The organism is Bacillus sp. RC51 (assembly GCF_044908115.1).
Lineage (GTDB): Bacteria > Bacillota > Bacilli > Bacillales > Bacillaceae_G > Bacillus_A > Bacillus_A mycoides.
Genome location: NZ_JBIYCW010000007.1, coordinates 1 through 24,202 on the forward strand (window position 1 = coordinate 1; position 24,202 = coordinate 24,202).

Annotated in this window: 27 protein-coding genes and 2 pseudogenes; 22 read left to right on the forward strand and 7 right to left on the reverse strand. The window is 35.8% G+C overall.

Annotation, left to right across the window (positions count from 1 at the left end; translation table 11 throughout):
- Positions 1–96: 96 nt before the first annotated feature.
- Positions 97–1,164: pseudogene (locus ABH959_RS15410) on the forward strand (ABC transporter permease); the annotation flags it as partial.
- Between the two features lie 35 nt (positions 1,165–1,199).
- Here ABH959_RS15410 and brnQ2 read toward each other — a convergent pair.
- The 4 genes from brnQ2 to ABH959_RS15430 form a co-directional block, all read right to left on the reverse strand.
- Positions 1,200–2,516 (reverse strand): branched-chain amino acid transport system II carrier protein BrnQ2, encoded by a 1,317-nt coding sequence (brnQ2, locus tag ABH959_RS15415; RefSeq protein WP_404492808.1) that lies wholly within the window; start codon positions 2,514–2,516, stop codon positions 1,200–1,202.
- Between the two features lie 217 nt (positions 2,517–2,733).
- Positions 2,734–3,303, reverse strand: coding sequence for a spore coat protein CotJC (gene cotJC, locus ABH959_RS15420; protein WP_002010774.1), 570 nt, complete (start codon positions 3,301–3,303; stop codon positions 2,734–2,736).
- Between the two features lie 61 nt (positions 3,304–3,364).
- Entirely contained in the window at positions 3,365–3,628 is a 264-nt protein-coding gene (locus tag ABH959_RS15425) for a spore coat protein CotJB (RefSeq protein WP_404492809.1), read from the reverse strand.
- Between the two features lie 8 nt (positions 3,629–3,636).
- Entirely contained in the window at positions 3,637–3,852 is a 216-nt protein-coding gene (locus ABH959_RS15430) for a spore coat associated protein CotJA (RefSeq protein WP_404492810.1), read from the reverse strand.
- Between the two features lie 108 nt (positions 3,853–3,960).
- On the opposite strand from ABH959_RS15430, the gene ABH959_RS15435 reads away from it, so the two are divergent.
- The 5 genes from ABH959_RS15435 (at position 3,961) to ABH959_RS15455 (ending at position 6,343) form a co-directional block, all read left to right on the forward strand.
- Positions 3,961–4,335, forward strand: a complete 375-nt coding sequence (locus tag ABH959_RS15435; protein WP_113936730.1) for a VOC family protein — start codon at positions 3,961–3,963, stop codon at positions 4,333–4,335.
- A 276-nt stretch (positions 4,336–4,611) separates the two neighbouring features.
- Complete coding sequence (locus ABH959_RS15440; protein ID WP_002134573.1) at positions 4,612–4,893, forward strand: YkvA family protein; 282 nt, start codon at positions 4,612–4,614, stop codon at positions 4,891–4,893.
- 11 nt (positions 4,894–4,904) lie between these two features.
- Positions 4,905–5,510: a DedA family protein gene (locus ABH959_RS15445; protein ID WP_113936729.1), complete on the forward strand. Its 606-nt coding sequence runs from the start codon at positions 4,905–4,907 to the stop codon at positions 5,508–5,510.
- A 105-nt stretch (positions 5,511–5,615) separates the two neighbouring features.
- Positions 5,616–5,984, forward strand: a complete 369-nt coding sequence (locus ABH959_RS15450; RefSeq protein WP_016093264.1) for a DUF3992 domain-containing protein — start codon at positions 5,616–5,618, stop codon at positions 5,982–5,984.
- Between the two features lie 20 nt (positions 5,985–6,004).
- Positions 6,005–6,343: a DUF3992 domain-containing protein gene (locus tag ABH959_RS15455; RefSeq protein ID WP_016093263.1), complete on the forward strand. Its 339-nt coding sequence runs from the start codon at positions 6,005–6,007 to the stop codon at positions 6,341–6,343.
- Between the two features lie 63 nt (positions 6,344–6,406).
- Here ABH959_RS15455 and ABH959_RS15460 read toward each other — a convergent pair whose 3' ends face one another.
- Complete coding sequence (locus ABH959_RS15460; protein ID WP_219299925.1) at positions 6,407–6,826, reverse strand: S-Ena type endospore appendage; 420 nt, start codon at positions 6,824–6,826, stop codon at positions 6,407–6,409.
- Positions 6,827–7,298: 472 nt separating this feature from the next.
- Between ABH959_RS15460 and ABH959_RS15465 the strand changes: the two genes are divergently transcribed.
- The 14 genes and pseudogenes from ABH959_RS15465 to ABH959_RS15530 all read left to right on the forward strand — a co-directional run bounded on the left by ABH959_RS15465 (position 7,299) and on the right by ABH959_RS15530 (position 20,898).
- Positions 7,299–9,761 carry a LamG-like jellyroll fold domain-containing protein gene (locus ABH959_RS15465; RefSeq protein ID WP_404492811.1) on the forward strand — a complete coding sequence of 821 codons (2,463 nt, stop codon included), beginning with the start codon at positions 7,299–7,301 and terminating at the stop codon, positions 9,759–9,761.
- Between the two features lie 582 nt (positions 9,762–10,343).
- Positions 10,344–10,472, forward strand: coding sequence for a hypothetical protein (locus ABH959_RS15470; protein ID WP_265324693.1), 129 nt, complete (start codon positions 10,344–10,346; stop codon positions 10,470–10,472).
- Positions 10,472–11,607, forward strand: a pseudogene (locus ABH959_RS15475) (RNA-guided endonuclease InsQ/TnpB family protein). Before ABH959_RS15470 ends, ABH959_RS15475 begins: the two are co-directional and overlap by 1 nt.
- Before the next feature lie 153 nt (positions 11,608–11,760).
- On the forward strand, positions 11,761–11,964 hold the full coding sequence (locus tag ABH959_RS15480) for a hypothetical protein (protein ID WP_061674975.1): 204 nt from the start codon (positions 11,761–11,763) through the stop codon (positions 11,962–11,964).
- A 408-nt stretch (positions 11,965–12,372) separates the two neighbouring features.
- A complete protein-coding gene (locus ABH959_RS15485; RefSeq protein ID WP_000899801.1) occupies positions 12,373–13,500 on the forward strand; it encodes a cation:proton antiporter in 1,128 nt (375 codons plus the stop codon).
- Positions 13,501–13,623: 123 nt separating this feature from the next.
- On the forward strand, positions 13,624–13,938 hold the full coding sequence (locus ABH959_RS15490; protein ID WP_113936724.1) for an outer surface protein: 315 nt from the start codon (positions 13,624–13,626) through the stop codon (positions 13,936–13,938).
- Positions 13,939–13,967: 29 nt separating this feature from the next.
- Positions 13,968–14,831: a MurR/RpiR family transcriptional regulator gene (locus tag ABH959_RS15495; protein WP_002188418.1), complete on the forward strand. Its 864-nt coding sequence runs from the start codon at positions 13,968–13,970 to the stop codon at positions 14,829–14,831.
- Positions 14,832–14,986: 155 nt separating this feature from the next.
- Complete coding sequence (murQ, locus tag ABH959_RS15500) at positions 14,987–15,871, forward strand: N-acetylmuramic acid 6-phosphate etherase (RefSeq protein WP_404492812.1); 885 nt, start codon at positions 14,987–14,989, stop codon at positions 15,869–15,871.
- A 23-nt stretch (positions 15,872–15,894) separates the two neighbouring features.
- Entirely contained in the window at positions 15,895–17,259 is a 1,365-nt protein-coding gene (locus ABH959_RS15505) for a PTS transporter subunit EIIC (protein ID WP_404492813.1), read from the forward strand.
- Between the two features lie 50 nt (positions 17,260–17,309).
- The gene (locus tag ABH959_RS15510) at positions 17,310–18,383 is read left to right on the forward strand and encodes a DUF871 domain-containing protein (protein ID WP_404492814.1); all 1,074 of its coding nucleotides are present in this window, start codon (positions 17,310–17,312) and stop codon (positions 18,381–18,383) included.
- Positions 18,384–18,536: 153 nt separating this feature from the next.
- Entirely contained in the window at positions 18,537–18,941 is a 405-nt protein-coding gene (locus tag ABH959_RS15515) for a DoxX family protein (RefSeq protein ID WP_001077751.1), read from the forward strand.
- Positions 18,942–19,123: 182 nt separating this feature from the next.
- A complete protein-coding gene (locus ABH959_RS15520; protein ID WP_113936721.1) occupies positions 19,124–19,924 on the forward strand; it encodes an MBL fold metallo-hydrolase in 801 nt (266 codons plus the stop codon).
- The gene (locus tag ABH959_RS15525) at positions 19,924–20,328 is read left to right on the forward strand and encodes a nuclear transport factor 2 family protein (protein ID WP_033729782.1); all 405 of its coding nucleotides are present in this window, start codon (positions 19,924–19,926) and stop codon (positions 20,326–20,328) included. Before ABH959_RS15520 ends, ABH959_RS15525 begins: the two co-directional genes overlap by 1 nt.
- Before the next feature lie 87 nt (positions 20,329–20,415).
- Complete coding sequence (locus ABH959_RS15530) at positions 20,416–20,898, forward strand: PRK06770 family protein (protein WP_340975704.1); 483 nt, start codon at positions 20,416–20,418, stop codon at positions 20,896–20,898.
- A 33-nt stretch (positions 20,899–20,931) separates the two neighbouring features.
- On the opposite strand, the gene ABH959_RS15535 is transcribed toward ABH959_RS15530, so the two are convergent.
- Positions 20,932–21,843, reverse strand: coding sequence for a DMT family transporter (locus ABH959_RS15535; protein ID WP_002169088.1), 912 nt, complete (start codon positions 21,841–21,843; stop codon positions 20,932–20,934).
- A gap of 205 nt (positions 21,844–22,048) precedes the next feature.
- Between ABH959_RS15535 and ABH959_RS15540 the strand changes: the two genes are divergently transcribed.
- Positions 22,049–22,543: an Lrp/AsnC family transcriptional regulator gene (locus ABH959_RS15540; RefSeq protein ID WP_002188423.1), complete on the forward strand. Its 495-nt coding sequence runs from the start codon at positions 22,049–22,051 to the stop codon at positions 22,541–22,543.
- A gap of 290 nt (positions 22,544–22,833) precedes the next feature.
- Positions 22,834–23,331: an N-acetyltransferase gene (locus ABH959_RS15545; RefSeq protein ID WP_404492815.1), complete on the forward strand. Its 498-nt coding sequence runs from the start codon at positions 22,834–22,836 to the stop codon at positions 23,329–23,331.
- Between the two features lie 35 nt (positions 23,332–23,366).
- Here ABH959_RS15545 and ABH959_RS15550 read toward each other — a convergent pair whose 3' ends face one another.
- A complete protein-coding gene (locus ABH959_RS15550) occupies positions 23,367–24,137 on the reverse strand; it encodes an SDR family NAD(P)-dependent oxidoreductase (RefSeq protein WP_002188426.1) in 771 nt (256 codons plus the stop codon).
- Positions 24,138–24,202: the final 65 nt, after the last annotated feature.

Sequence of the window (24,202 nt, forward strand, 5' to 3'; positions counted from 1 at the left end):
GAATTTAAAAAAGATGACTCCTGTTGGATACAGAAATCATCTTCTTGATGTTGCCTAACTTTTTTCAAAATGTCCTTTACAAAGGGTACAGATTAGATGCTTGCGCTATTATCTTTATTAAGTGCAGTGACGCTATGTACGATTGGAATTAGTTCTAGTATGTATTATGGAGCGCAGAAAACGGCGACATTAATGAATCCAGTTAGTTATGAGTATGTAACAACTGGAAAGGAATTAGATAAGAAAGTTAGAGAAGAAATTCAAAAACATGAGTTAGGAATAAAAAATGAAACGTCCATAGCATTACTTTCTATGCAAGGGAAGATAGATGGAGAACAAATATTAACTGGGTATTTAATAGGTAATGGTAATGTACAAGTTATAAAAGAGTCGGATTTTAATAAATCAGCTTCTATGTTAGGTAATAAAAAAGCTGTGCTTCATTCGGAAAAGGAAGCAATTTTATTAGATCCGTATAAATCATATAACATTGAAAAGAATTCGCTTGAAGGAAACAACGTGTCTTTTGAAGGGATGAAGAATGGTATAACAATTGTTGATCATCGTGAGGAAACAATTGTTAGTGCGAAACTGGCACCGGTTGGACTTGTTGTTCAAGATTCGTTATTTAATAAGTTGCAGCAAGGAAATGCTGTTTCAAAGGTAAGGGGATTTATCGTTGAAGGAAACGGTAGTAGAGAGCTAACGAAAGAGCTAGAGACTATTCTTTTTAAGGAGGCGAAATTCCAATCATTTGAACAGGCGAGTCAAGCTGAGTTGCAAGATGGTGCAGTGTTGTTATTTGCAAGTGTATTTTTAGGGATTGTTTTTATTCTTGCTACTGGCTGTATTTTATACTTTAAACAAATAACAGAAGCGCTGGCAGAGCGACCAGCATACGGAATGTTAAAGAAAATCGGACTAACGAAAAGGGAAGCAACAGAGTCTGTAAGAAAACAAGTAGGAGCGATTTTTGTAGTACCATTACTGCTTGCGATTTGTCATACGTTCTTTGCATTTTTAAGTTTGATGGGCTTTACAGGAATGTTCGAATATAGTCTTCCTATACTAGGTAGTATAGGAGTGTATATCATAATTTACTTAGGCTACTATATGTTAACTGTTCGCTCATATACAAATACTGTATTCAGCGATAGAAAATAAAAAGAAGCAAGCATGAAATACATGCTTGCTTCTTTTTATTTTACAGAAACTTCACCTTCAGCTTCTGTTTGCGGAATAAAGTATCCGATTATACCACCAATTATTGCTGGAACGATCCAGCCGATTCCTAAGTTATAAAAAGGAATTGTGTGTACGATATTAGCGATAAAACTTGGTATCATTCCCACATTATCAAGTGCATGAATACAGCTAATAATGAATGCTGCGATCATCGCTCCGATATAGACAGAAGGTTTACGTTTCGTATATTTATCGATAAATGATACGAAAATTAAAATGATTGTAATTGGATATAAAATAATTAATACGGGTAATGTAATTTTGATTAATAAACTTAATCCTAAGTTTGAAATAACGAAGCTAAAAATACAAACGTATAGTACAAGCTTCTTATATGAAACATTTGTTAATACTGTTGTGAAATAGTTGGCGAATGCACTTACAACACCGATTGCAGTCGTTAAACAAGCAGCTATAATTGCGATACTTAATAAAACATTACCGCTTGTCCCAAAAAATTGATACATAATAGTTGCTAATAGTTGACCGCCATTTTCAAATTGTCCTAAGTTTCCGTTTGAAGCGCCGATATAACCTAGTAAGAAGTAAACAATTGTTAAGAAAAGAGCCGCAATGCTTCCGCAAATAATTGTATATTTCGCAATGGATTTCTTATCTTGTATACCGTTTTGGCGAATTGCATTTACAACAATCGTTGATAATACGAGTGCTCCGATTGCATCTAATGTTAAAAAGCCTTCAAGAAATCCTTTGAAAAATGGAATTTCTTTATAGTCACCAACAGGTTCTGCAAATGATCCTGGTGAAAGAATCGCTTTTGTTGCCATAATTGCAATAATTCCAAGCAAAATTGGCGTTAATATTTTTCCGATATGATCTACTAATTTGGATGGATTTAACGATAAGAAGTAGACGACTATAAAGAAAATCGCACTAAAAACTAACATAGAGTACCATTGATCTGGGAAAAGTGGTGCAATCCCAATTTCATAAGATACAGTTCCAGTTCGTGGAATAACAAATAGTGGGCCGATGGAAAGATAAATAATGATAGCGAATACTGCTGCGAATTTTGGGTGGACACGGCTCGCTAAAGTATTAAAGCTACCACCAGCAAGGGCAACAGCCACGATAGCTAATAAAGATAAACCGACGTCTGTAATAATAAATCCTGTAATGGAAACCCACATATTTTCTCCGGAAGAAAGACCGAGAAGAGGCGGGAAAATCATATTACCAGCACCGAAGAAAACTGCGAATAGTAGTAAACTAATCGAAAGTATTTGCGCTGGTTTTAAAGTTGTACGCATATAAAGAAAATCCTCCTAATGAGTGTTTTTGTCGAAAATTCAAATAATTTGTCGAGTAACTGTTATCATTTTAAAGGTCTGATGACTAGAAAGCAAGAGGGAATTTTAAAAATATTTTAAAATAATGCGTAAAATTGAATAAATATACTATTTATATGTTAATTAGGAAGGATTTAACTTTTGACGTAAAAAAACACATATCGCTAGGATATGTGTTTTAAAAATAAATTTGCCTATCACGTTCTTCTTTTAAAATTTCTACAGCCTCTCGGAAACGTTGAGAATGGACAATTTCTCGTTCGCGTAAAAAGCGTAAGCTATCATTTATATCGGGATCGTCTGATAAATCAATTAGCCATTGATAAGTCGCACGTGCTTTTTCTTCAGCTGCAATATCCTCGTATAAATCTGCGATAGGATCTCCTTTCGCTTGAATGTAAGTGGCAGTAAAAGGAACACCACCTGCATTATGATAAAACAAGGCGCTGTCATGATTCGCATAATGCGCGTCTAATCCGGCAGCTTTCATTTGTTCAGGTGTTGCATCTTTTGTTAATTTATAAATCATTGTAGCAATCATTTCTAAATGTGCGAACTCTTCTGTACCAATATCGGTTAGTAAGCCAACGACTTTATCAGGAATTGTATAACGTTGATTTAAGTAGCGAAGAGCAGCCGCTAATTCACCGTCCGCACCACCGTACTGTTCAACTAATAATTTTGCGAGTGCTGGATTACAAGTACTCACCTTAACAGGATACTGTAATTTTTTTTCATAAATCCACATAGTTTCTCTCCTTCATCCCGCTATTTGCTGCCCGTAAACTCCACTTGATTAAAGTTTCATTTTATATTTGCCATGGCCACGGTCCTTGGCTCCATTGCCATGGAGCGTTAGAATAACTATTTCCGAACTGCTGAAGTGGCCCGTATTTTTCTTCAATTTTTTGTTGTAATACTCTTCGTTTATAAGAAAAATCGTTGAATTGATTTATAGCTACAGTATCGTCGGGATGCGTATCTAAATAGAGAGTAAGTTCAACTAATACAAAGTCTAATTCTTGCAGTTCTTCGATCCATTTGTAATATTCATCAGGCAATGTTTGTGTCACGTTTTTATTCACCGTCCTTTTTTGTGAGGATTTTCATAAAAATCATAAAAAGCAGGCCATAAAGTCCCTTTTCTTAAAGCTTCTTTTGGTGTAAATTGGGGTAAATTAGTTGGTTGAAAACCCATATATAAGTGAGGGGGAGTTGAGTAATATTTCTTTCCAATTGGAGGGCAAGGATCGTTTGGGCCATGAAAAGGTATGTAGGATTTCATAAATTCATCCATGTTACACGCCTCCTTTATAAATGAAATATTCATCACTACGTATTGTATTCGTACATAATTGCAAATTATGACTCATATAGAAAACTAAAAGGGGCAGGGGGAGTGCGGATGGAAAGTGTTACAACATGTATTGTATTAGAATCTAAAAACTTAAAGGAAACATTATATTTTTATGAAGGAATTCTAGGGTTTAAACCGAGCAAGGAGAGGCCACAAATACGTGTAACAGGTGTGTGGTATGATATCGGCTCAACGAGAATTTGTTTTGTTGTAAACAGGGGACTGGGAGAACATAGAGAGACTGTCACATCATCAGCTACGGAGATATTTTTAAGAACCTCAGATATCGAGCGGATAAAGAAAAAGTTAGAGTTTTATCATATATCATTTGTGGAAGATTGCTGTGGTGAAGAAGTAAGAATAACTTTCTATGACCCAGATCGTTTTAAACTCCAATTTGTATCAAAAGAGAATACAGAATAGCTTCTTTTGTAATGTAATAATCTTAATGGCGATGAAAAAAATATTGACAAGCTCCTCCAAATATTTTAATGTGATTGTATAAAATTGTGTATATAAAGGGGAGTAACTTATTACAATAAAGTCGTCATTACAGGGAGAAACCCTCGGCTTTATTGGCAACGATTTCGTTGTTAGTGAGACCTTTACCAGCAATGGTAAAGGCCCCTTATTGTCTTTTTAGGACCCTTACCATATTTGGTAGGGTCCTTTTTGTATACAAAGAGAGGAGATATAAAAATGAAAAAACTTTTTAGTAGATTAAGAGTTGTATTTCATGTCCGCAAGTTTGTTCCATTCCTATTTGACTTTTTTACTTCAAAAGAGGTTTCAATAAAGAAGAAAATCTTATCTATAGCTTTTTTAGTTGGCTATGTTGCGATGCCACTCGATTTAATTCCAGACTTCTTACCGTTTATCGGTATTTTAGATGATATTGGAATTGTTTTATTCATTTTGAACCGAATTGTAAAGATGGCACCAGTACAATTACAAGAAAAGCATAACGTAAATGTAGGATAGGAGTTAAAAATATGGAGCAAATTATTTTAGATATAATCGAGTATTTAAAGCAGTTTTCTTATTTTGGAGTTGTGTTAGCTTTAACTTTTGAATTTATTCCAGCAGAGGTAGTTTTGCCTCTTGTTGGGTATTGGGTATACGAGGGTGATATGAATTTTTGGCTTGCTGTATTAGCTGGAACAATTGGAGGAACGACAGGACCATTAACGTTATATGCACTCGGTTATTACGGTGGTCGTCCTCTGTTAATAAAATACGGGAAATACTTCTTTATTAAAGAAGAACAAATTCAAAAAGCAGATGATTTCTTTGAGAAATATGGGCCGGTTGTAGCATTTTTAGGACGCTTCATCCCGGGAGTTCGAACACTTATTTCCGTTCCATGTGGTATGGCGAAAATGAATATATGGAAATTTAGCATATATACATTTGTAGCAATGTTCCCGTTAACGACTTTGTATATTTATTTTGGAATGAAATTAGGTCCGCATTGGGAAAAAGCAGGGGCTATTGTTGGGGAGTACATGTTACCTATATTAGTAGTTGTCCTTGTAATTGTGGCTTGTATCCTAATCTATAAATATATGAAAAAGAGGGACAAAACGGAATCTATTTAAAGATAAAGGCGCATAATTTTTGGTGAATATAGATGAATAATACAGGCAAAGGACTCTTAAGGACATACACATATAAGGAATAAGTAAGAGAGAGGGGAAATTTCTATGGCTTGTGAATGCTCAGGGGCGGCGTTAACTTGTTGTCCAGATAAAAATTTTGTACAAGATAAAGTGTGTAGTCCATGGTCAGGAACTGTAGTTGCTACTGCAATTACAAATGTGCTGTATAACAACAATATTAATCAAAATATGATTGGAACAGGGTTCGTTAGGTATGACGTCGGGCCAGGTCCAATCACGCTGACAGTTTTGGATGCAACAGGAGCTACACTTGATACACAAACATTAAATCCTGGAACGAGTATAGCTTTTACGTACCGTCGTTTCCAGACAATTGAAGTAACTTTACCTGCTGGAACAGCTGGAACATATCAAGGAGAGTTTTGTATAACAACACGTTATCCACTTTCATAATAGAAAAGGAGAGGACTAAGATGTGCAATTCTAACTTATCATGCTGTTCCAGTAAAACACTTGTTCAAGATCAGGTGTGTATAGATTGGGCTGCTACTGGTGCGGTCACTGAAACGGTATATACGAATAATATTACACAAGACTTGTACGCATCTGGATATGTAAAATATGATGTGGGTGTAAATCCAGTTACAGTAAACTTTCTAGTAGGAGCGACAGTAGTTAATACAATTACTGTACAACCACAAAGTAGTGGATCGTTTACAGTAAGGTATTTTACTACAATTCAAATTGTAACAACAGGGACGGCAACGAGCCAAGGGCAATTATGCCTTACAGTGCGTTATCCGATTTCATAAGGAAAAGCATACCGTAATGGTATGCTTTTTTGTATAGTTTGTAAGTTAGGGTGGTAAAGAATTTTATAAGCAAAATGAGAATTGGCAACAATATTTTCCCTCTATATATTGAATTGGGTTATTTGGAATATTAACGATTGTCACAGATTGTAATGATTGACCTGTATATGACATTGTGTTGCCAGGATAGACAGTAAAAGTATTTGTCACCTGCCCAATAATTTGAACGGTAATCCCTCCAGTACTACTAGTGCTATTATACACAGAAATGGTACCTGATATTTTAAGTAAACCATCTCCTTCCCATAAAACTAATGTGGAATTTTCAGAAGGTGGAGGGATTTCTTTTGTTATAAAAAAATTACCAGCGAATTCATTCGTGACTAGTTCACAGCTTGGTGGTTTAGGTGGGTTAGGTGGATCGTAGGGAGGGCAGATGATAGATAAAGGGGCATAGCAGCCGATATTTTTTTTACAAGCCATTAATAGTTCCTCCCTTCATAGCTACTATTTATTACTATTAAATGTTGTAAAGCGATAGGTTGTGTTAATAAAGGAGCGAAAAATTTCACGAAAGATGTTTAATAGGCTTACAGCTCATAATAAGTTATGAGAGTCTTTGACACTCCCACCCCTAAAGGGGCAAGCTGACTAACGTCAGTGGGATTCTAGCTACCAAAGGCGAAGTCCATTTCTGGTATCGCTGACGTGCAAGATTGCGGTGTGCCATCACCACTCCCACAACAGACCATATAGGTTCGTGGGCTTTCCCGCATCATAAATTCTGTAAGACAAAAGGTGGTTGTATAAGATAATACAAGTAATGTGGGATGTTACAAAAAATTGACTGTATATTTACAAAACTTAAATAAATTTCATTCTTAATTCAAACTAAGTTAATATGCATTCGATACAATAACCATTGTAAATAGTTTATTATATGAGGAGGATTTACGTGGAAAGAACTGCTTTAAGAAAAGTAAAAGGACTTATTGGATTATTGATGGTTTTTGTATTAGCATTCGTGTCATTTCCGTGGAGTGCGTCGGTTAAAGCGGAAGAGAAAAAGCAAGAAAAGGCACCAAGTGAGAAGAAGCTTGTTTTTCCAGTTGTAAGTGATGTGCATATTAAAGATAGTGGAACAGATGATACGTTCCGCTGGAAAAGAGCGATTGAGCAATTTAATACGCTTGCACCAAAGCAAGATGCGTTTGTCATTGTAGGTGATTTTACTGATTCGGGTTCAGTAAAGCAATATGATCGTTTTATGCAAGTGTATAACGAAAATGCAAATAAAGATGCGGTACGAATGAATTCTCTAGGTAATCATGATTATTGGAACGGCTTATCTGTAGAGGGAGCACAGAAGCGTTTCTTAGAAAAGACAGGAATGGAATCGATTTATTATCATAATGTAGTAAAAGGGTATCACTTTATCGTAATGTCACCAGAGGATGGAACAACGCATGGCTATTATTCGGACAAGCAAATTAATTGGTTAAAAGAAGAAATGGCAAAGGCACAAAAAGATGATCCAGAAAAACCGATTTTTGTGTTTTTACATCAACATATTAAAGATACAGTGTACGGTAGCCAAGAATGGGGAACGAAAGATAGTGCAAAAATTAATGCGGTATTAAAAGAATTCCCACAAGTAATTACGTTTTCAGGTCATTCACATTATCCGTTAGATGATCCAAGATCGATTCATCAAAAAGACTTTACGTCTGTTGGAACATCTTCTGTAAGCTATATGGAAGTTGAAGGTGGTAAAGTACAAGGGAATATCCCGCCAGGAGCTAGTACATTAAGCCAAGGTTTATTAGTAGAGGTAGATGACAAAGAGGTAACGATTAATCGCCGTGATTTCCATACAAACTCTTGGACAGGTGAGCCTTGGAAAATTAAATTACCAACGAAAAAAGAAGGATTCAACTATGTAGAAGATCGTGATAAAGAAAAGCCATACTTTGCGAAGGATGCAAAGCTTGCTGTATCAAATGTAACGGAAAATGCGGCAACAGTAACATTCCCGCAAGCATTGGACAACCTTCTTGTTCATTCTTATCGCTTGCAAGCAAAGGATAAACAAACAGGTGAGATTAAAAATAAGCTATTAGCGTTCTCTGAATTTTATCGTGATCCAGTGCCAAAAGAACTTACATTTACGCTTGCTGGATTAGATGGCGGGAAATCATATACACTTGAAGTGGTTGCAATTGATTCGTTTGGCAATGAAAGTGAGCAACCATTAACTGCAGAAATCACAACGAAAAAAGATAATATTGATCCGAATGTGAAAGTACCAAAGGCAGACGTTTTTGATGTGAATTTCTTAGATGGTACATTTAAAGATAGCTCACCGTTTGGGACGAAAGGTGATGTGAAAGGGAATGTATTTATTGAATATGATAAAGCTCTGAAAACAAATGTAATGAAATTAAATGGAAAAGCAAATACATTTGGGTACCTTCCATTTTCAGCAGCACAAAAAGAAAAAGTAGCGAATACGTTTACGTTAGAAACTGTATTTTCGATGAATGAAATTCGTGGACAAGGAATTTTACAAAATACAGAGAGTGGCGGAATTGGTTTTGAATCTACAGGAAATGGATATGTAGAACTATGGGCTCATATTGGTGGCAGTTATAAACGTGTAGGCGTTCAATTAGCAGCAAACAAAACGTATCATTTAACAGGAACGTATAACGGTAGTGAAGTAGCAATTTATGTAGATGGTAAAAAAGTAAATAGTCAACCAGCTCAAGGGAAAGTATATCACCCGAACGTGCCATTTGCACTTGGTGCAGACCCAGATAGTAACGGAAATGGTGGTATTCCGTTAAATGGACAAATTGCGCTTGCAAAATTATATAGTAAAGCGTTGAGCTCTTCAGAAGTATTAGCAGCATATAACGAGTTTTCTAATCGTACAAAATTAGAGCAAGTAAATGCGTTATATGAAGAGATTGCGAAAGTGAAAGAAGTATTGGCAGGTACTTATGAATTTGGTGAAAAATCAGGTCAGTATTCACAAGCAGCTTTTAACGAATTACAAAGAAGTTATGACAATGCAAAGAAAGTGTTTGAGAATATAGCAAGTACAGGAGAACAAATTGTTCAAACGTATAATGAATTAAAAACAGCAAACCAAACATTTGTACAATCAAAGGTAGCAGAAGAGCAGCCAAAAACACCGAAAGAAAAATTAAAAGTGAATGTTGAATTTGCAAAAGCTTTAGTAAAGAAAGCGCAAGATGGAAATGTAACAGACGGTTCTGTTAAATCATTAAGTCAAAAAATCACAGTTGCAGAAGCTGTGTTAAAAGATAAAAATGTAAAAGATGAGTATGTGGAATCAATGAATCGTACGCTAGAGCACGCTATTTCACTTGTTGAAAAAAGCATCAACAAATAAGGTATAAGAAAAAGAAGCTTATCATGATAGGCTTCTTTTTTGTTATACTAAAAGTAGCATAGAAAAAGGGTAATTAACTGTTACGATTTATTTAACCAACTATAACTAAAGTTAATTAAATATATCAGTAAGCCCTGTTAGTCAAGTGATTGGCTAGTAGTGAGGGTTAAATGCGGGCAATCCCTAAAGCTGATTGAACTACAGCGTGGCTAGAAATAGCGAGCGTGAATGTCGCGAAAGCAGAAAAAATCAATCAGATCGTGCAAGGTTAAATCCTAAACACTAGAACAATGGGTCTTCCGCCTCGAATCATCTAAGTCAAAATTGATAAGATGAACGTTCAACGACTATCTCGTATAACTGACGAGAGTACACCACAAGCCTATGGTGGTGGAAAAATCCTCTATCTCTAGTAGATAAACATATAGTCTGCGCTCATGTGAAAACATGAGAAGTTCATAAGAGAACTGGCTAAGGAATTGCGCCCTTAGTTGAACAAGATAAATTTTATTAAATCTATCAAACTTCATTGAAAATATCGAACGTACGTGCTATGTTAGGTTCAATGAGGTGAGAATAATAATGAAATTTTCACGAGTTAGTCAAGTATCGAAATTAACAGGTTTGTATCCGAGTAGTCCTAGGAGAATGCTGGTGGAACATGCTACTATTCAGAAGAACAAATCTTTCATTAAAGAAGTTAAATTCTGATGATATTAGCGAAGAAAGTCAGACTGATTCCAACGCCTGAACAAGAAAAAGTGCTTAGAAACCATGCTGGAGCTGCAAGATTTGCTTATAACTATTGTAAAAGAATGAGTGATAGATACTATAAGCTATTTGGAAAATCTGTTTCACAGTTAGCTTTACAGAAACGATTTACAAAGATCAAGAAGCGAAAGCAATATGAGTGGTTAAAAAATATCAACGCACAAGTTCCCAAACAGGCTTCAAAAGATTTTGATACAGCGAGAAAACATTCGTTCGAAAAGTACCAAAATGGTTATCACACTTCTTATAAATCCAAAAAAGATTTAATCCAAGGATTTTATGCCAATTATGAAAGACTGGTTATAGGAAAGAAAGTAGTTCATATTCAGTCCATTGGAGAAGTGAAAACAAGCCAACAACTACCAAGAAACAAAAAAACATCCAATCCAAGAGTTACATTTGATGGTCGTCACTGGTGGATTAGTGTAGGGTTCAAAAAAGAATTCGAACCACAAGAACTAACCAATGAGTCGATTGGTGTGGATGTTGGTTTAAAAGAGCTTTTTGTAGCTTCTAATGGTACGAAAGAACGAAATATAAACAAAGATGCCAAGGTTAAAAAACTTTTGAAAAGGAAAAAGTCAGCTCAAAGAGATATGTCTAGGAGATTTAAAAAAGGTGTAAAAATTCAATCTGCCGGATATGAAAAAGCTAAAACTGAGCACCTGCGGTTATCTAGGAAAATTACGAATATCCGAAATAACCATATCCACCAAGCAACAGCTAAATTGGTGAAAACCAAACCAAACCAATGAGAATTGTTGTGGAAGACTTATTTATCTCAAACCTGTTAAAAAACAAAAAATTATCGAAAGCATTTTCATTTCAAAAATTAAACTTCTTCTTTCAATGTTTGTCATACAAGTGCGAGAAGTATGGCATTGAGTATGTAAAAGCTGATAAATGGTTCGCCTCAAGCAAGATTTGTTCATGTTGCGGAGTTAAATACGACCATTCAGTTCAACCAGAAGGACAGTGGAGTTTAAAAATACGTGAGTGGTGTTGTGTTGGGTGCAATAGCCATCACGATAGGGATGTAAATGCGTCGATAAATTTATCAAGATGGGTAAAATAAATGCTTGATAATAGGAGGTAACGATACTGCCTCGTGTGGAGTGTTATACCCCTCGTCCCTTTGGGGCTGCGAGAACACGATGAAGCACTAACTCGTGTAAATTTGATTGAATTGTATAGATTTAGTTAAGTTTATCGTATCGGAGCGAATAATTTGGAAGAGAAAAAGCTAAAAAGAATTCTTGAATATGTATGGATCGCGGTTGTGCTCCTTGTAGGATATTATTTCTTAAAAGAGAAAAGTATATGGGTTCTATTTTTAATGACGTTTTTATTAGCGGGGTTAGGAACGCTATTTATTAACTTTTTCTTTGATAGTGTAAACGCGTGGAGAAAGAAAAAGAAAGAGACGAAGTAAGGGGAGATAAGTATGCAAAAGTTGCAGGTTATGTACTCACTTGCATCGGTATATTTATCATTTTACAAACGTTAACGAAAAAACATAATAGAACATGAAAATAGCTCGCCTTTATTATAGGCGAGCTATTTTGTTATGCTTCTTTTTCTCATCATTTGTTTTTTCAGTAGCTAAATGACTAAGAAGGGAACCGAATAGTGTGAACCCATTGGAAAAGAGTATGTGAGTGAATGAAGATACAGTTATGGTATGTAGTTTTTTTGAAATTTCTGGATTAATCTTATTATAATTCAGAATATTTTGTCAAATAAAACTTTAACAAATAAAATGCTGCTTGTAAGGAGAAACTATGTGCAGAAATAGATGTAGGAACAAAAAGATTTACTTCATATAGTAGGAGAAGATGCTATGTTATTTTATTTTGAACTTGTCGTCATTTTACTTTGTACGAAATTAGCTGGTGATATTAGCGTTAGGCTCGGCCAGCCTTCTGTACTCGGTAAATTAATCGTTGGTATTATTATCGGTCCGGCTTTGCTAGGTATTATTAATAGTTCAGAACTTATTGATGAGCTTAGCGAAATTGGTGTTTTGCTACTTATGTTTATGGCGGGACTTGAGACAGATTTAGAAGAGTTAAATCGGAATTTAAAATCTGCATTCGCAGTAGCGATGGGAGGAATTATTTTCCCATTCCTTGGTGGGTATTTAGCAGGACTTGCGTTTGGAATGTTACAGTCGCATGCAATCTTTTTAGGATTATTACTTTGTGCCACTTCGGTTAGTATTTCTGTTCAAACACTAAGAGATTTAGGGAAAATGAATACGAGAGAAAGTACGACGATTTTAGGTGCAGCTGTATTTGATGATGTAATTGTCGTTATTTTATTAGCGTTTGTCATGAGTTTTTTAGGTACACAAGATGTAAATGTAACGCTAGTCATTGCAAAGAAAATCATCTTTTTTGTAAGTATTGTTTTCATCTCTTGGAAAGTTGTTCCGTGGATTATGAAAATGCTCGTACCACTTCGCGTAACAGAAGCGTTAATTAGTGCTGCACTTATTATTTGTTTCTCTTTTTCGTATTACAGTGAAATGATGGGAATCGCAGGTATTATTGGGGCATTTGCAGCAGGAATTGCGATTTCGCAAACAGAGTATAAGCATGAAGTGGAACATAAAATTGAACCGATTGCTTACGCGATATTCGTACCGGTTTTCTTCGTAAGTATTGGAATGGAAATTACATTTCAAGGTATCGGAAGCCAACTTTGGTTCATTATAATTATGACGCTCATCGCAATTTTCACAAAGTTAATCGGATCAGGTTTAGGAGCAAGATTAACAGGGTTTAACTTACAATCTTCTATTAGTATTGGTGCGGGAATGGTGTCGCGCGGGGAAGTAGCGCTTATCATTGCAGCAAATGGACTTGCGGCGAATTTGTTAGCGAAAGAAAATTTCACAGCGATTGTCATTGTTGTTATATTGACGACAATTATTACGCCGCCACTTTTAAAGAAGTATTTTGTATAGAGGGAAAGAGCTTATCTGACGTAGATAAGCTCTTTTTTATTACAAAATGCAGTGGTCATGTAGCATGAATGGATTGTAATTATGATAAAATCTATGTATGTGATATGACAAGGAGTGGGAAGTGTGAGGATTACGAAGGGGAAGGTTATCGGTGTAATCATACTTATTGCACTATGTATGCCATTTACCGCATGGAAAGAATCAAAAGTGAAAGATTTTCCAGTTTCTATTTTTTCTTCCTATGTAGAAGACGAAAACCCGAAAGACTATAAGTACACTGCTTTTGTACCTGACTTTGCAATTTGGATACATGGATGGGAAAAACAGCGATCTGAAGGTGAAATAACGTCATATAAAAAAGGGGATCGAACTGTAATTGTTCACCATCCTCCTGGCGATGATGGTTTTTATCTTTTTGAAGCAAGAGAAAATAAGTGAAAGCAACCATAAGAAGTGGAGGTTAAATAGTGAAAGCTTCAACATTACTATTTAAAATTGAAAGTAATATGGATCAATTTTCACCAGCCGAAAAGAAGGTTGCCATGTACATAATGGAGAATGCAGAGATTGTTCCGAACTTAACGACGAAAGAAGTGTCAACGAATGCAGGCGCAAGTGAGGCAAGTGTTGTTCGCTTTTGTAAGTCGATTGGGATTGGGAGCTTTAAATCATTTAAAATCGCGCTCGTTCGTGAATTAACGATTGCTGATTATAATATTAATGATTTTTCAGTGATGAATACGGAAGATGGACCGTACGACTTGTTTAATAAAGTTACATATGTGAATAAAGCTGCAATTGAGGCGAGTGTCACGGCGATAGATAAGAAGGAACTTGAGAGAGCTGCAGATCGTATTGTAAATGCGGATAAAGTTATATTTTACGGAGTAGGTGGTTCAGCTACTCCAGCGATGGACGGGGCTTATAAATTTACACGACTCGGATTTACAGCGATGATGCTATCTGATTTTCATATGATGTTACCGCTTGTGACGAATTTAAAAGAAGATGATATATTTGTTGCGATTTCAACTTCTGGTCGTACGAAAGATGTACTTGAAATGGCGCAATATGCGAAGAAGCGAGGAGCTACAGTTATTGCGATTACGAAGCTAGATCAATCATCTCCTTTATATAAAGCGGCAGATATTCGCCTTTGTATGCCAGATGTAGAGCAAGACCATCGCATTGCGAGTATTGCTTCGAGAATGACGCAACTGAATATGATTGATGCTTTATATGTGATTACTTTCAATCGAATTGGTAATAAAGTATTAGATCAATTTATGGAGACGAGAGAAGAAGCATTACGGTTACGGAAATTGAAGTAGAAGAAAAGATGGGGAGACTCATCTTTTTTATTATCTTTGACACAAATATGTCATGTTGTGAAATTTTATTTCATAAAATAAGAAAGAGTTATTGATTTTTAGTTTCTTAAAGTTATAATAAAAGTGTGAAATATAATTTCGAAGAGGGTGGCAATATGTTAGAGAATTTATCGACAGAACACCGTAATGAGAAAACGATGAATCTAGATGAGATGAGTATAAAAGAAGTGTTACAAAGTATGAATGAAGAAGATCGAACTGTTGCGTTAGCAGTTGAAAATGAAATAGAAGAAATTGAAAAGGTTGTACAAATTGTTACTAAGTCTTTTGAAGAAGAAGGCCGTTTAATTTATATTGGGGCTGGTACGAGTGGCCGTTTAGGCATTTTAGATGCGGTTGAATGTCCACCGACATTTGGAACAGATGATAAAATGGTGCAAGGATTTATAGCAGGTGGATTGAAAGCGTTTACCAAGGCGGTGGAAGGTGCCGAAGATCGTGAAGAGTTAGCAGAAGAAGATTTAAAAAGTATTGGATTAAATGAGAAAGATACAGTTATCGGAATTGCAGCAAGTGGCAGAACTCCTTATGTAATTGGCGGCTTGAAGTACGCAGGCAGCGTGGGAGCGAGTACAGCTAGTATCTCTTGTAATAAAAATGCTGAAATAAGTAAATATGCAAAACTAAATGTGGAAGTGGAAACAGGCGCAGAAATATTAACAGGCTCAACACGGTTGAAGGCTGGCACAGCGCAAAAATTAGTACTCAATATGATTTCTACAGCGTCTATGATTGGTGTAGGGAAAGTATATAAAAACTTAATGGTAGATGTTCAATCTACAAATGAAAAGTTAGTAGAACGATCAAAACGAATTATTGTGGAAGCAACAGGAGTTAGTTATGAAGTAGCGGCAGATTATTACGAAAAAGCAGATCGTAATGTGAAAGCTGCGATTGTTATGGTATTGCTACAGTGTGAGTATGGGGAAGCACTGGAGAAATTAAAAGAAGCGAAAGGATTTGTGAAGAAGGCACTATAACATATAGGGAGGGGAAATCTGTTATGAAGAAAGAAGTGAGAATGGCAAGTGAGATTACGGAGCAACTTGGGGGAATAAAAAATATTCGTGGCATTGCTCATTGTATGACGAGACTGAGGTTAACGCTTCATGATGAAAGTAAAGTGAATATGGATCTTTTGAAAAAGGTTGAAGGCGTTATGGGCGTCATTGAAGATGAAACACTTCAAGTTGTTGTTGGTCCAGGAACGGTAAACAAAGTAGCAGCCGAAATGGAAGTTTTAACAGGATTACGAATTGGTGAGGTTGCAGATCATCATCTTGAAGATATTGGTCAAGAGATTAAATCAGAGATGAAGAAGAAAAATAATACACCAGTGAAGAACTTTTTACGAAAAATAGGTAACATTTTTATTCCGTTAATACCTGGTCTTGTTGCATCAGGAATTATAAACGGAGTTGCTAACTTCGCAAAAAACGCAGGTGCTGATCCGAATGCAACATGGCTACAAATGTTACTACTTATTGGCGGCGGTATCTTTACATTTTTAGGGATTTTAGTCGGTTGGAATACAGCGAAAGAATTTGGCGGGACACCAGTTCTTGGAGCGATTGCGGGTATTTTAATTTTCAATCCAGCGATGGCAAATGTGAAATTATTTGGTGAAGCAATGGTACCCGGGCGGGGCGGATTGTTTGCAGTTATTTTTGCAGCATGGCTTATGGTAGTAGTTGAGAGAAGAGTACGAAAAGCAGTGCCGAATGCAGTTGATATTATTGTAACACCGCTTATTACTGTATTAGCTGTAAGTATAGTAACGATGTTAGCGATTCAGCCAGCAGCGGGATTTTTATCTGATGGTATTACGAGCGGTATTAACGCAATTTTAAATGTTGGTGGGGCATTTGCTGGAGCAGTGCTAGCCGGAACGTTTTTACCACTCGTTATGGTCGGATTACACCATGGTTTAACACCGATTCATATGGAATTTATTAATCAAACGCACGTAACACCTTTATTACCAGTACTCGCGATGGCTGGTGCTGGGCAAGTGGGCGCAGCAATTGCGATTTATGTAAAAACAAAAAATAAACGACTTCGTAACGTAATTAAAGGTGGATTACCAGTTGGGTTTTTAGGAATTGGCGAACCATTATTATACGGGGTTACATTACCACTTGGGAAACCGTTTATTACCGCTTGTTTAGGAGCGGCTGTCGGTGGTGCATTCCAAGCAGTTATGAAAACGGCTTCACTCGGAATTGGCGTATCAGGATTATCTTTAATCCCGTTAATTGCTGATAATAAATATTTACTATATTTCTTAGGGTTAGTAATTGCATATACTTTCGGTTTCATCTTTACGTACTTCTTCGGCTTTAAAGAAGAAATGGCAGAAAACATATAGAGAAAGGGGCTTCCTTTCTCTTTTTTATATTAATAGAAGGAGAGATTTATATGATAGGAGTTTCAATTTATCTTTCAAAAGAGCGAGTAGAGAAACAAGAAGCATGGTTAAAATTAGCGAAAGAAAACGGATTTTCATCTATTTTTACATCTCTTCACATTCCAGAAGATGATCCGAATACGTATAAGGAGTTAATTCAAATACTTGGGAAACAAGCTCTCGAAAATGAAATGGAATTAATGGTTGATGTCTCTCCAAAATCGTTAAACCATTTAGGCATAACGTATGAAAATGTGGAAGAATTATTAGAGTGGGGCATTACTGGTTTACGAATGGATTACGGAATTATGTCAAAAGAAATTGCGAGTGTATCGCGTAAGATGAAGGTAGCGTTAAACGCGAGTACGATTACAGAATCATTTTGGAAAGGGTTACTTGCGGAAAATATACGAGTAGATCGTGTAGAAGCGTGGCATAATTTTTATCCGCGTCCAGAAACAGGACTAGCAAAGTCGTTTTTACAAAAACAAAATAAGTATTTACATGAGTGCGGAATAAAAACGATGGCATTTATTCCGGGAGATGGTGAAAAACGAGGTCCGTTATATGAAGGTTTACCAACGTTAGAAAAGCACCGCTATATGCGTCCGCTTGAATCGTATTTAGAGCTTGTTCAAGAGTGTGACGTCGATAAAGTGCTAATTGGAGATATAAGCGCGAATCTAGAAAGTGTACAAGAAATCGCGAGTGCGAGTAATGGGATTATTCCAGTGCGATATCAATCATTTATAGATGATAGCGATACTGTACAATTGATAGAACGAGTGCATACGAACCGGCTTGATCCAGCACGTGATGTCATTCGCTCTGTAGAATCACGAGAAGAAAATAAAGTCGTGTTACAGCCGATGTCTACCATTTCAAGAAAGAAAGGCAGCATTACAATTGATAATGAATTGTACGGTAGATATGCTGGGGAGATGCAAGTTGTTGTAAATGATTTACCTGTAGATGAGAAAGTGAATGTTGTCGGAATGGTTGTGGAAGAGGACGTACCGTTATTGCCTTATATTGGTGCTGGAAAAAAGTTTCAACTTTTTCTGTGTGATAGAGTAAAAGCTTGAATTAGCGCTATTTTATAAAAAACATTATTCGTAAAACGGATAATGTTTTTTGTTTTCTTTAAAAAAAGCATTTGACGAATGAAAAGAAATACCGTATTGTTTTGTCTTGTGAATAAATGTTCACCATAACAAAACAAAAAAGGAGAGTTCAAAATGAATCAATATATTGGGAATTTAATTATTCGTATCGTGTTAGGAGTGACATTCTTTGCACACGGTTTAGCGAAGTTTCAATCAGGTATCGATAACGTAGCAGGGTGGTTTACAAGCATCGGCTTACCAGGTGGTCTTGCATACGGCGTAGCAACAGTTGAATTAGTTGGTGGTATATTATTAATTATCGGTTTAGGCGTGAGGTATGTAGGATTGTTATTCGCTCTTATTTTGGCTGGAGCTATCGTAAAGGTAAATGGAGCAGCAGGATTATTAGGAGATGGAAAGAACCCAGGGTATGAATTAGATCTTGCGTTATTATCAATGGGTGCGTATTTATTCGTTGTAAAAGCAGAAGGATATGTAGATCGTTTCTTAAAAGAGAAAGTAATGAAAACGAAGTAAATTTCATTTTTTAAGTGTTGACTTGACGACTTGGTGTAACTATAATGATTACATCAAGTCGATTAGTAATAAAATGATTCGTATATTTTTTTATTCTAGTTGTAACTAACTTAGTTACAACTAGAATAAAGCTTAAAGAATAAAGGAATATAAAAGAGTAAATAAAAAGTGGAGGAAATAACATGTCAAAATTACATTTAGAGGTTTTTACAGGGTCTGAGCAAGCATTTCAAGTTACATCCACAATTGTATACGGAGAAAAAGATGCAATTCTTATCGATGCACAATTTTTATTAAGTGATGCGCACCGTTTAGCAGCTCAAATTATTGAAACAGGAAAGAATTTAACTCATATTTATGTGACTCATTTCCATCCAGATCACTATTTTGGATTAAATGTATTACATGCAGCATTTCCAGAAGCGAAGATTGTTGCATTACGGAATACTGTTGAAGATATTCGTAACACATTTGAGAAGAAAGTGGAACAGTGGAAACCATCTATTGGGCATAATGTTCCTCATCAACCAATTGTTCCAGAGGAATTAACAGAAGAGAAATTGATTTTAGAGGGAAATGATTTAATCATTAAAGGTGGTTTGCAAGGTGATACACCGAATAATAGTTATGTATGGATTCCATCATTAAAAGCCGTTGTTACAGGCGATATCGTTTATAACAATACTTTCGTATGGACGTTAGAAACAGATGCTGAAGCTCGTCATAAATGGTTAGAAACATTAAGTGAACTTGAAAATCTTCATCCTGAAATTGTTGTAGCGGGTCATCGTGATTATGACGTACCAAATACAGCAGACGCGATTAAACATACTCGTAAATATTTAGTTGCATTTGATGAAGTTCTTGCAGGAAATCCTTCAAGTGAAGAAATTCAAACGGCAATAAAGGAGCGGTTCCCGCACGTTAAAGCGTTAGAAATTGGACTTGTTTTAGCGGCAAACGCGTTTGGGGTGAAAAAATAATGAAGCAAAAAACAAATTTAGAAATTGTTCGAAGCACATATGAAGGACCATCTTCTTCAAATGCAAAACATTTAGCGGAAGCTTTCTCTGAAAAAGTAGAGTGGACAGAGGCAGCAGGTTTTCCGTACGGCGGAACGTATATAGGTACAGAAGCTATAATGGAAAATGTATTTAGTCGTTTAGGATCAGAATGGGATGATTATAAAGCGAGTGTAAATACGTACCATGAAGTAAACGGAAAAGATGTGATTATTGCTGAAGGTGTTTACTCAGGAGTTTATAAAGAGACGGGAAAATCATTTGAGGCGGAATTTGTTCATGTATGGCAGCTTGAAAATGGAAAAATCGTGAAATTTAAACAATATGTGGACAGTTACATTGTACGAGAAGCGATGAAGGTTTAAAATGAAATAAGGAAACAAATGGAATCGGCTGTGCGCAGGCGATTCCATTTGTTTATGTAATTATTAGGGGAATGGGGAGTACATAATATGAAAAAATGGATAATAGGGGCAATTACAATGATTGTAATTGCGATAGGAGCTGTATTCGGTGTTACTAAACTTCTTAATTATATAGAGGAAGAGGAGAAGAGTCTTAAAACACAAAAAGTGATGAGCCAACAGGACAAGAAAGTTGCGGAAGAGAAGCCACAATTTAGTGAGGATGAAATTATTTCTACAATGCATAGGATGGTACATCAAAAAGTGAAATCATCTGATAAATGGGGATTTATCGAAATGACAAATAAGGAAATTCGTAGTGCGAAGAACGCAGTAGAAAGCAGTACAAATTTTAAATATAAAGCAAAGCTACTTTCTACTTTGGAGCGTTGGGAGAAAGGAGATTTTTCACAAACGGTTGAGGATCATAACTTTTTGTGGGAAATTCAAGGTGGTGATACCGGAAAGGCAACAGAACGTTTATTGCCAGAAGAAGAAAAGCAGTATGTGAAAGAAATGAAAGGTAAATAAAAGCATCGCCACTTTGGTGGCGATGCTTTTTCATTAAGAATGCTTTCGTACTAAAGCTCTAGTCGTCTGAGGAGAAACAGTTTTAAAATGAGAGAATAAATAGCACCCTGTAACGACGATAATTGTCCCGAAAATTTGAATCCATGTTAGTTCTTCTCCAAGGAAAATAAATGCTAAAATAGCTGTGAAAATTGGATTGAAATTTAGAAAAATCCCCGATGTAGTAGCGCCTAATTTCTGTACACCAATATTCCAAAACACCATACAAAGTACCGTTGAAATGAGTCCTGTATATAAAAGTGATGTAATGAAAGAAGAATTAATATTGGAAACAGTGAAGCTTCCTATGTTAAATGGTAGTAATAAAATAACGCCGAAAATACCAGAATATAATGTTGCCATGAGTGGTGTAGTTGTTTTTGTAGCCCATTTACTACAAACAGAATAGATTCCCCAAATACAAACAGCCGCAATCATCCATAAATCCCCGCTATTAAAATGTAGTGAAAATAAAAGAGCAAAGTTTCCTTTTAAAAGAACGAGGATGACCCCGAAAAATGAAAGAATCATAGAAAGAACTTGAAGCGTATTTACTTTTTCTTTTAGAAATAGCACAGAAAATAATGCAATTGAAATAGCGTTCAATGTAGAAATAAGACCTACATTCGTTGCGGATGTTTTTTCTAATGCTAAAAATTGAAAAATGTTGAAAAGAGCGACGCCTGTAATGCCCATAATTACTAACGGGATTATAGCAGCACGCGGTGGAATAATTTTCTTCTCTTTAAACCATACGAGTGGTAATAAACAAACAATCGCAATCATCCATCTTAAACTTGTCAGTGTCATTGGTGATGCATGATCAACGAGCGATTTCCCAACGACGAAATTCCCTCCCCATAGTAAGCTCGTTAATAATAGTAAAAAGACGTAAAAATAAGGCATACTAAAAACCCCTTTGTTGAAATAAGAATGAACTGTAAATAATTTTAGCATTTTTCTTTATTATCTAATATATTCTTTTGTATAATGGTGAAAACTCGATAAAATGTTTCGTTAGAAATCTTATTTACAGAAAAACATTCAGTTTTATATAAGTTATGAGATGTTTCTTCGAATAATCGTCGGTAAGAAAAAAGGGGGAATTTTGATGGAGTCATCTGTTATTAAAGTGCTTGATGATTTGGATGTGAAAATTTTAGATATATTGCAGAAAGAATCACAAGTAAGTAATGCAGAGCTTGCACGCCGTGTTAATTTATCTCCAGCTGCGATGCATGCACGAATAAAAAGGTTAGATGGGGAAGGTTTTATTGATAAGCAAGTAGCAATTTTAAATCAAGAAAAGCTTGGATTTGATTTATTATGTTTCATTTTTATGAGTACGAATATTCATCAGTATGAAAAGCTGGAAGTGTTAGAACGAGAATTAGAATCTATGCCTGAAGTGTTAGAATGTCACTGTTTAACAGGAGAGTATGATTATTTATTAAAAGTTGCGAATCGTGATCGTAAAGAACTGGAGCAGTTTATTAGAAAGTTGAACAAGCTTGGTATTACACGGATACAGACGAGTTTAGCACTTCGTGAAATTAAATATTCGACGGTATTGCCGATACGAAATGAGGAACCGAGCATCGATTAAGTTGCTTGGTTTTTTGTTTGTGTAAAGTGAAACTTTAATCAGTGGGGGTTTTGTTCATCCACCACTGATTATTAGCCTTCACCAATCGGGCGTTTAGGGGCAGCCCGACTCCCACCTACCTTCTTTGCTTCAGCCGAATTTTGAGGTGGGAGTCTTACTGCCCGTTAATGCGGGATAAAATTCAGAAAAGTGATTGACGGAGAGAAAAGAGAGATGTATTATTATATGAAATTATGAATTAAAATTCATATAATGTTATAAATATTAACACTGGGGCAAGGGGATATAATATGGAAATCTTTAATGCGGTTACAAGTGATGTGAAAGAAATTTATAATCTCATTGAAATGTATGCAAAAGAAGGAGTTGTTTTGCCGCGTTCTCTTTTGTCTCTCTATCAATGTTTACAATGTTTATATGTTATGAAAGAAGGCGAGGAAGTCGTTGGAGTTGCTGGTTTGCATGTGTTAGGAGAGGATCTCGCAGAAGTACGATCGTTAGTAGTTTTGCATACATATGCAGGAAAAGGGATAGGACGTAAGTTAGTGAATCATGTAATGAATGAGGCGGCAAAGATAAAAGTGAACAGGGTAATTTCTTTAACATATGAAACAGAATTTTTTCAAAAGTGCGGGTTTGATTTTGTGAATAGACAAGCATTGCCAGAAAAAGTGTGGATTGATTGTAGACATTGTCCAAAAGTTGATTATTGTGATGAGGTGGCGATGATACGGTATGTGGGTGAAATTTTTAGAGAGAAAAAAGGCCCACTATTATTTAAGAAATAGTGGGTATCTATATTTTAATCAGAAATGAGATGTTGTTAAGAATTTGAATTCGTTTTTCTCACGGCAAAATTATAAAGTGGATCTCTAAGTTCATAGTTATACGTAGAACCATCGACAAGCCCTACAACTTTATCGCTATCATAAAGGTCGAGCATAAATTGTGCCATTTGTTTTGCAGTGTGGAATTTCGGTACAACATTATCGTATTGGAACTCATCAATATCAAATGAACGTTTTGCGAATTCTGTTTCAGTTGCAGCAGGAGCTAAAACTTTTGCTTGTAGTTTTGCACCTTGTTCTTTCAGTTCGTGAGATAGTCCTTCTGTAAATGCACTTACATAAAATTTCGTAGCGCAATACGTAACAGCATCAGCAACAATCGTGTATCCACCGCCTGATGAAACGTTAATAAGCTGTGTTCCTGCGGTCATTGAATAATCTCGAACGAAAAGGGAAGATAGTATTGTTAGTGCTTCTATATTTACATGCAACATCGTTTCTATCTTGTTTAAATTTTGTTCAGCAATTGAGGCAAAATTACCAAAACCTGCGTTGTTAATCCACGTTTCAATTTGAAAACTTTGTAGACTTTCATAAAATTTATAAACTTCTTCAGTGACTGATAAATCAGTTCTTCGAATGACAACATCCAATTCCGGATGCATTTCGTTAATTTTCAATTTTAATTCTTCTAATTCTGCTTGTCTTCGAGCTACAAGTATTAAGTTTTTTCCGCGAGATGCAAAGGCTAAAGCGGATTCATAGCCAATTCCTGAACTAGCACCAGTAATAACAGTATATTTCATATAAAAGCCTCCTAAATTCAAATTAATTTATCATGGTTAGATTGTATTTGTTAGAGTATACTCTA

Coding starts and splice junctions, on each gene's coding strand:
- ABH959_RS15450 (WP_016093264.1), top strand. CDS start 5,616: ATGGCTTGTGAATGCTCAGGGGCGGCGTTAACTTGTTGTCCAGATAAA.
- ABH959_RS15485 (WP_000899801.1), top strand. CDS start 12,373: ATGTTATTTTATTTTGAACTTGTCGTCATTTTACTTTGTACGAAATTA.
- ABH959_RS15540 (WP_002188423.1), top strand. CDS start 22,049: ATGGAGTCATCTGTTATTAAAGTGCTTGATGATTTGGATGTGAAAATT.
- ABH959_RS15440 (WP_002134573.1), top strand. CDS start 4,612: ATGAAAAAACTTTTTAGTAGATTAAGAGTTGTATTTCATGTCCGCAAG.
- ABH959_RS15445 (WP_113936729.1), top strand. CDS start 4,905: ATGGAGCAAATTATTTTAGATATAATCGAGTATTTAAAGCAGTTTTCT.
- ABH959_RS15455 (WP_016093263.1), top strand. CDS start 6,005: ATGTGCAATTCTAACTTATCATGCTGTTCCAGTAAAACACTTGTTCAA.
- ABH959_RS15430 (WP_404492810.1), bottom strand. CDS start 3,852: ATGGATGAATTTATGAAATCCTACATACCTTTTCATGGCCCAAACGAT.
- murQ (WP_404492812.1), top strand. CDS start 14,987: ATGTTAGAGAATTTATCGACAGAACACCGTAATGAGAAAACGATGAAT.
- ABH959_RS15460 (WP_219299925.1), bottom strand. CDS start 6,826: ATGGCTTGTAAAAAAAATATCGGCTGCTATGCCCCTTTATCTATCATC.
- cotJC (WP_002010774.1), bottom strand. CDS start 3,303: ATGTGGATTTATGAAAAAAAATTACAGTATCCTGTTAAGGTGAGTACT.
- ABH959_RS15515 (WP_001077751.1), top strand. CDS start 18,537: ATGAATCAATATATTGGGAATTTAATTATTCGTATCGTGTTAGGAGTG.
- ABH959_RS15530 (WP_340975704.1), top strand. CDS start 20,416: ATGAAAAAATGGATAATAGGGGCAATTACAATGATTGTAATTGCGATA.
- brnQ2 (WP_404492808.1), bottom strand. CDS start 2,516: ATGCGTACAACTTTAAAACCAGCGCAAATACTTTCGATTAGTTTACTA.
- ABH959_RS15470 (WP_265324693.1), top strand. CDS start 10,344: ATGAAATTTTCACGAGTTAGTCAAGTATCGAAATTAACAGGTTTGTAT.
- ABH959_RS15505 (WP_404492813.1), top strand. CDS start 15,895: ATGAAGAAAGAAGTGAGAATGGCAAGTGAGATTACGGAGCAACTTGGG.
- ABH959_RS15535 (WP_002169088.1), bottom strand. CDS start 21,843: ATGCCTTATTTTTACGTCTTTTTACTATTATTAACGAGCTTACTATGG.
- ABH959_RS15550 (WP_002188426.1), bottom strand. CDS start 24,137: ATGAAATATACTGTTATTACTGGTGCTAGTTCAGGAATTGGCTATGAA.
- ABH959_RS15520 (WP_113936721.1), top strand. CDS start 19,124: ATGTCAAAATTACATTTAGAGGTTTTTACAGGGTCTGAGCAAGCATTT.
- ABH959_RS15435 (WP_113936730.1), top strand. CDS start 3,961: ATGGAAAGTGTTACAACATGTATTGTATTAGAATCTAAAAACTTAAAG.
- ABH959_RS15510 (WP_404492814.1), top strand. CDS start 17,310: ATGATAGGAGTTTCAATTTATCTTTCAAAAGAGCGAGTAGAGAAACAA.
- ABH959_RS15545 (WP_404492815.1), top strand. CDS start 22,834: ATGGAAATCTTTAATGCGGTTACAAGTGATGTGAAAGAAATTTATAAT.
- ABH959_RS15525 (WP_033729782.1), top strand. CDS start 19,924: ATGAAGCAAAAAACAAATTTAGAAATTGTTCGAAGCACATATGAAGGA.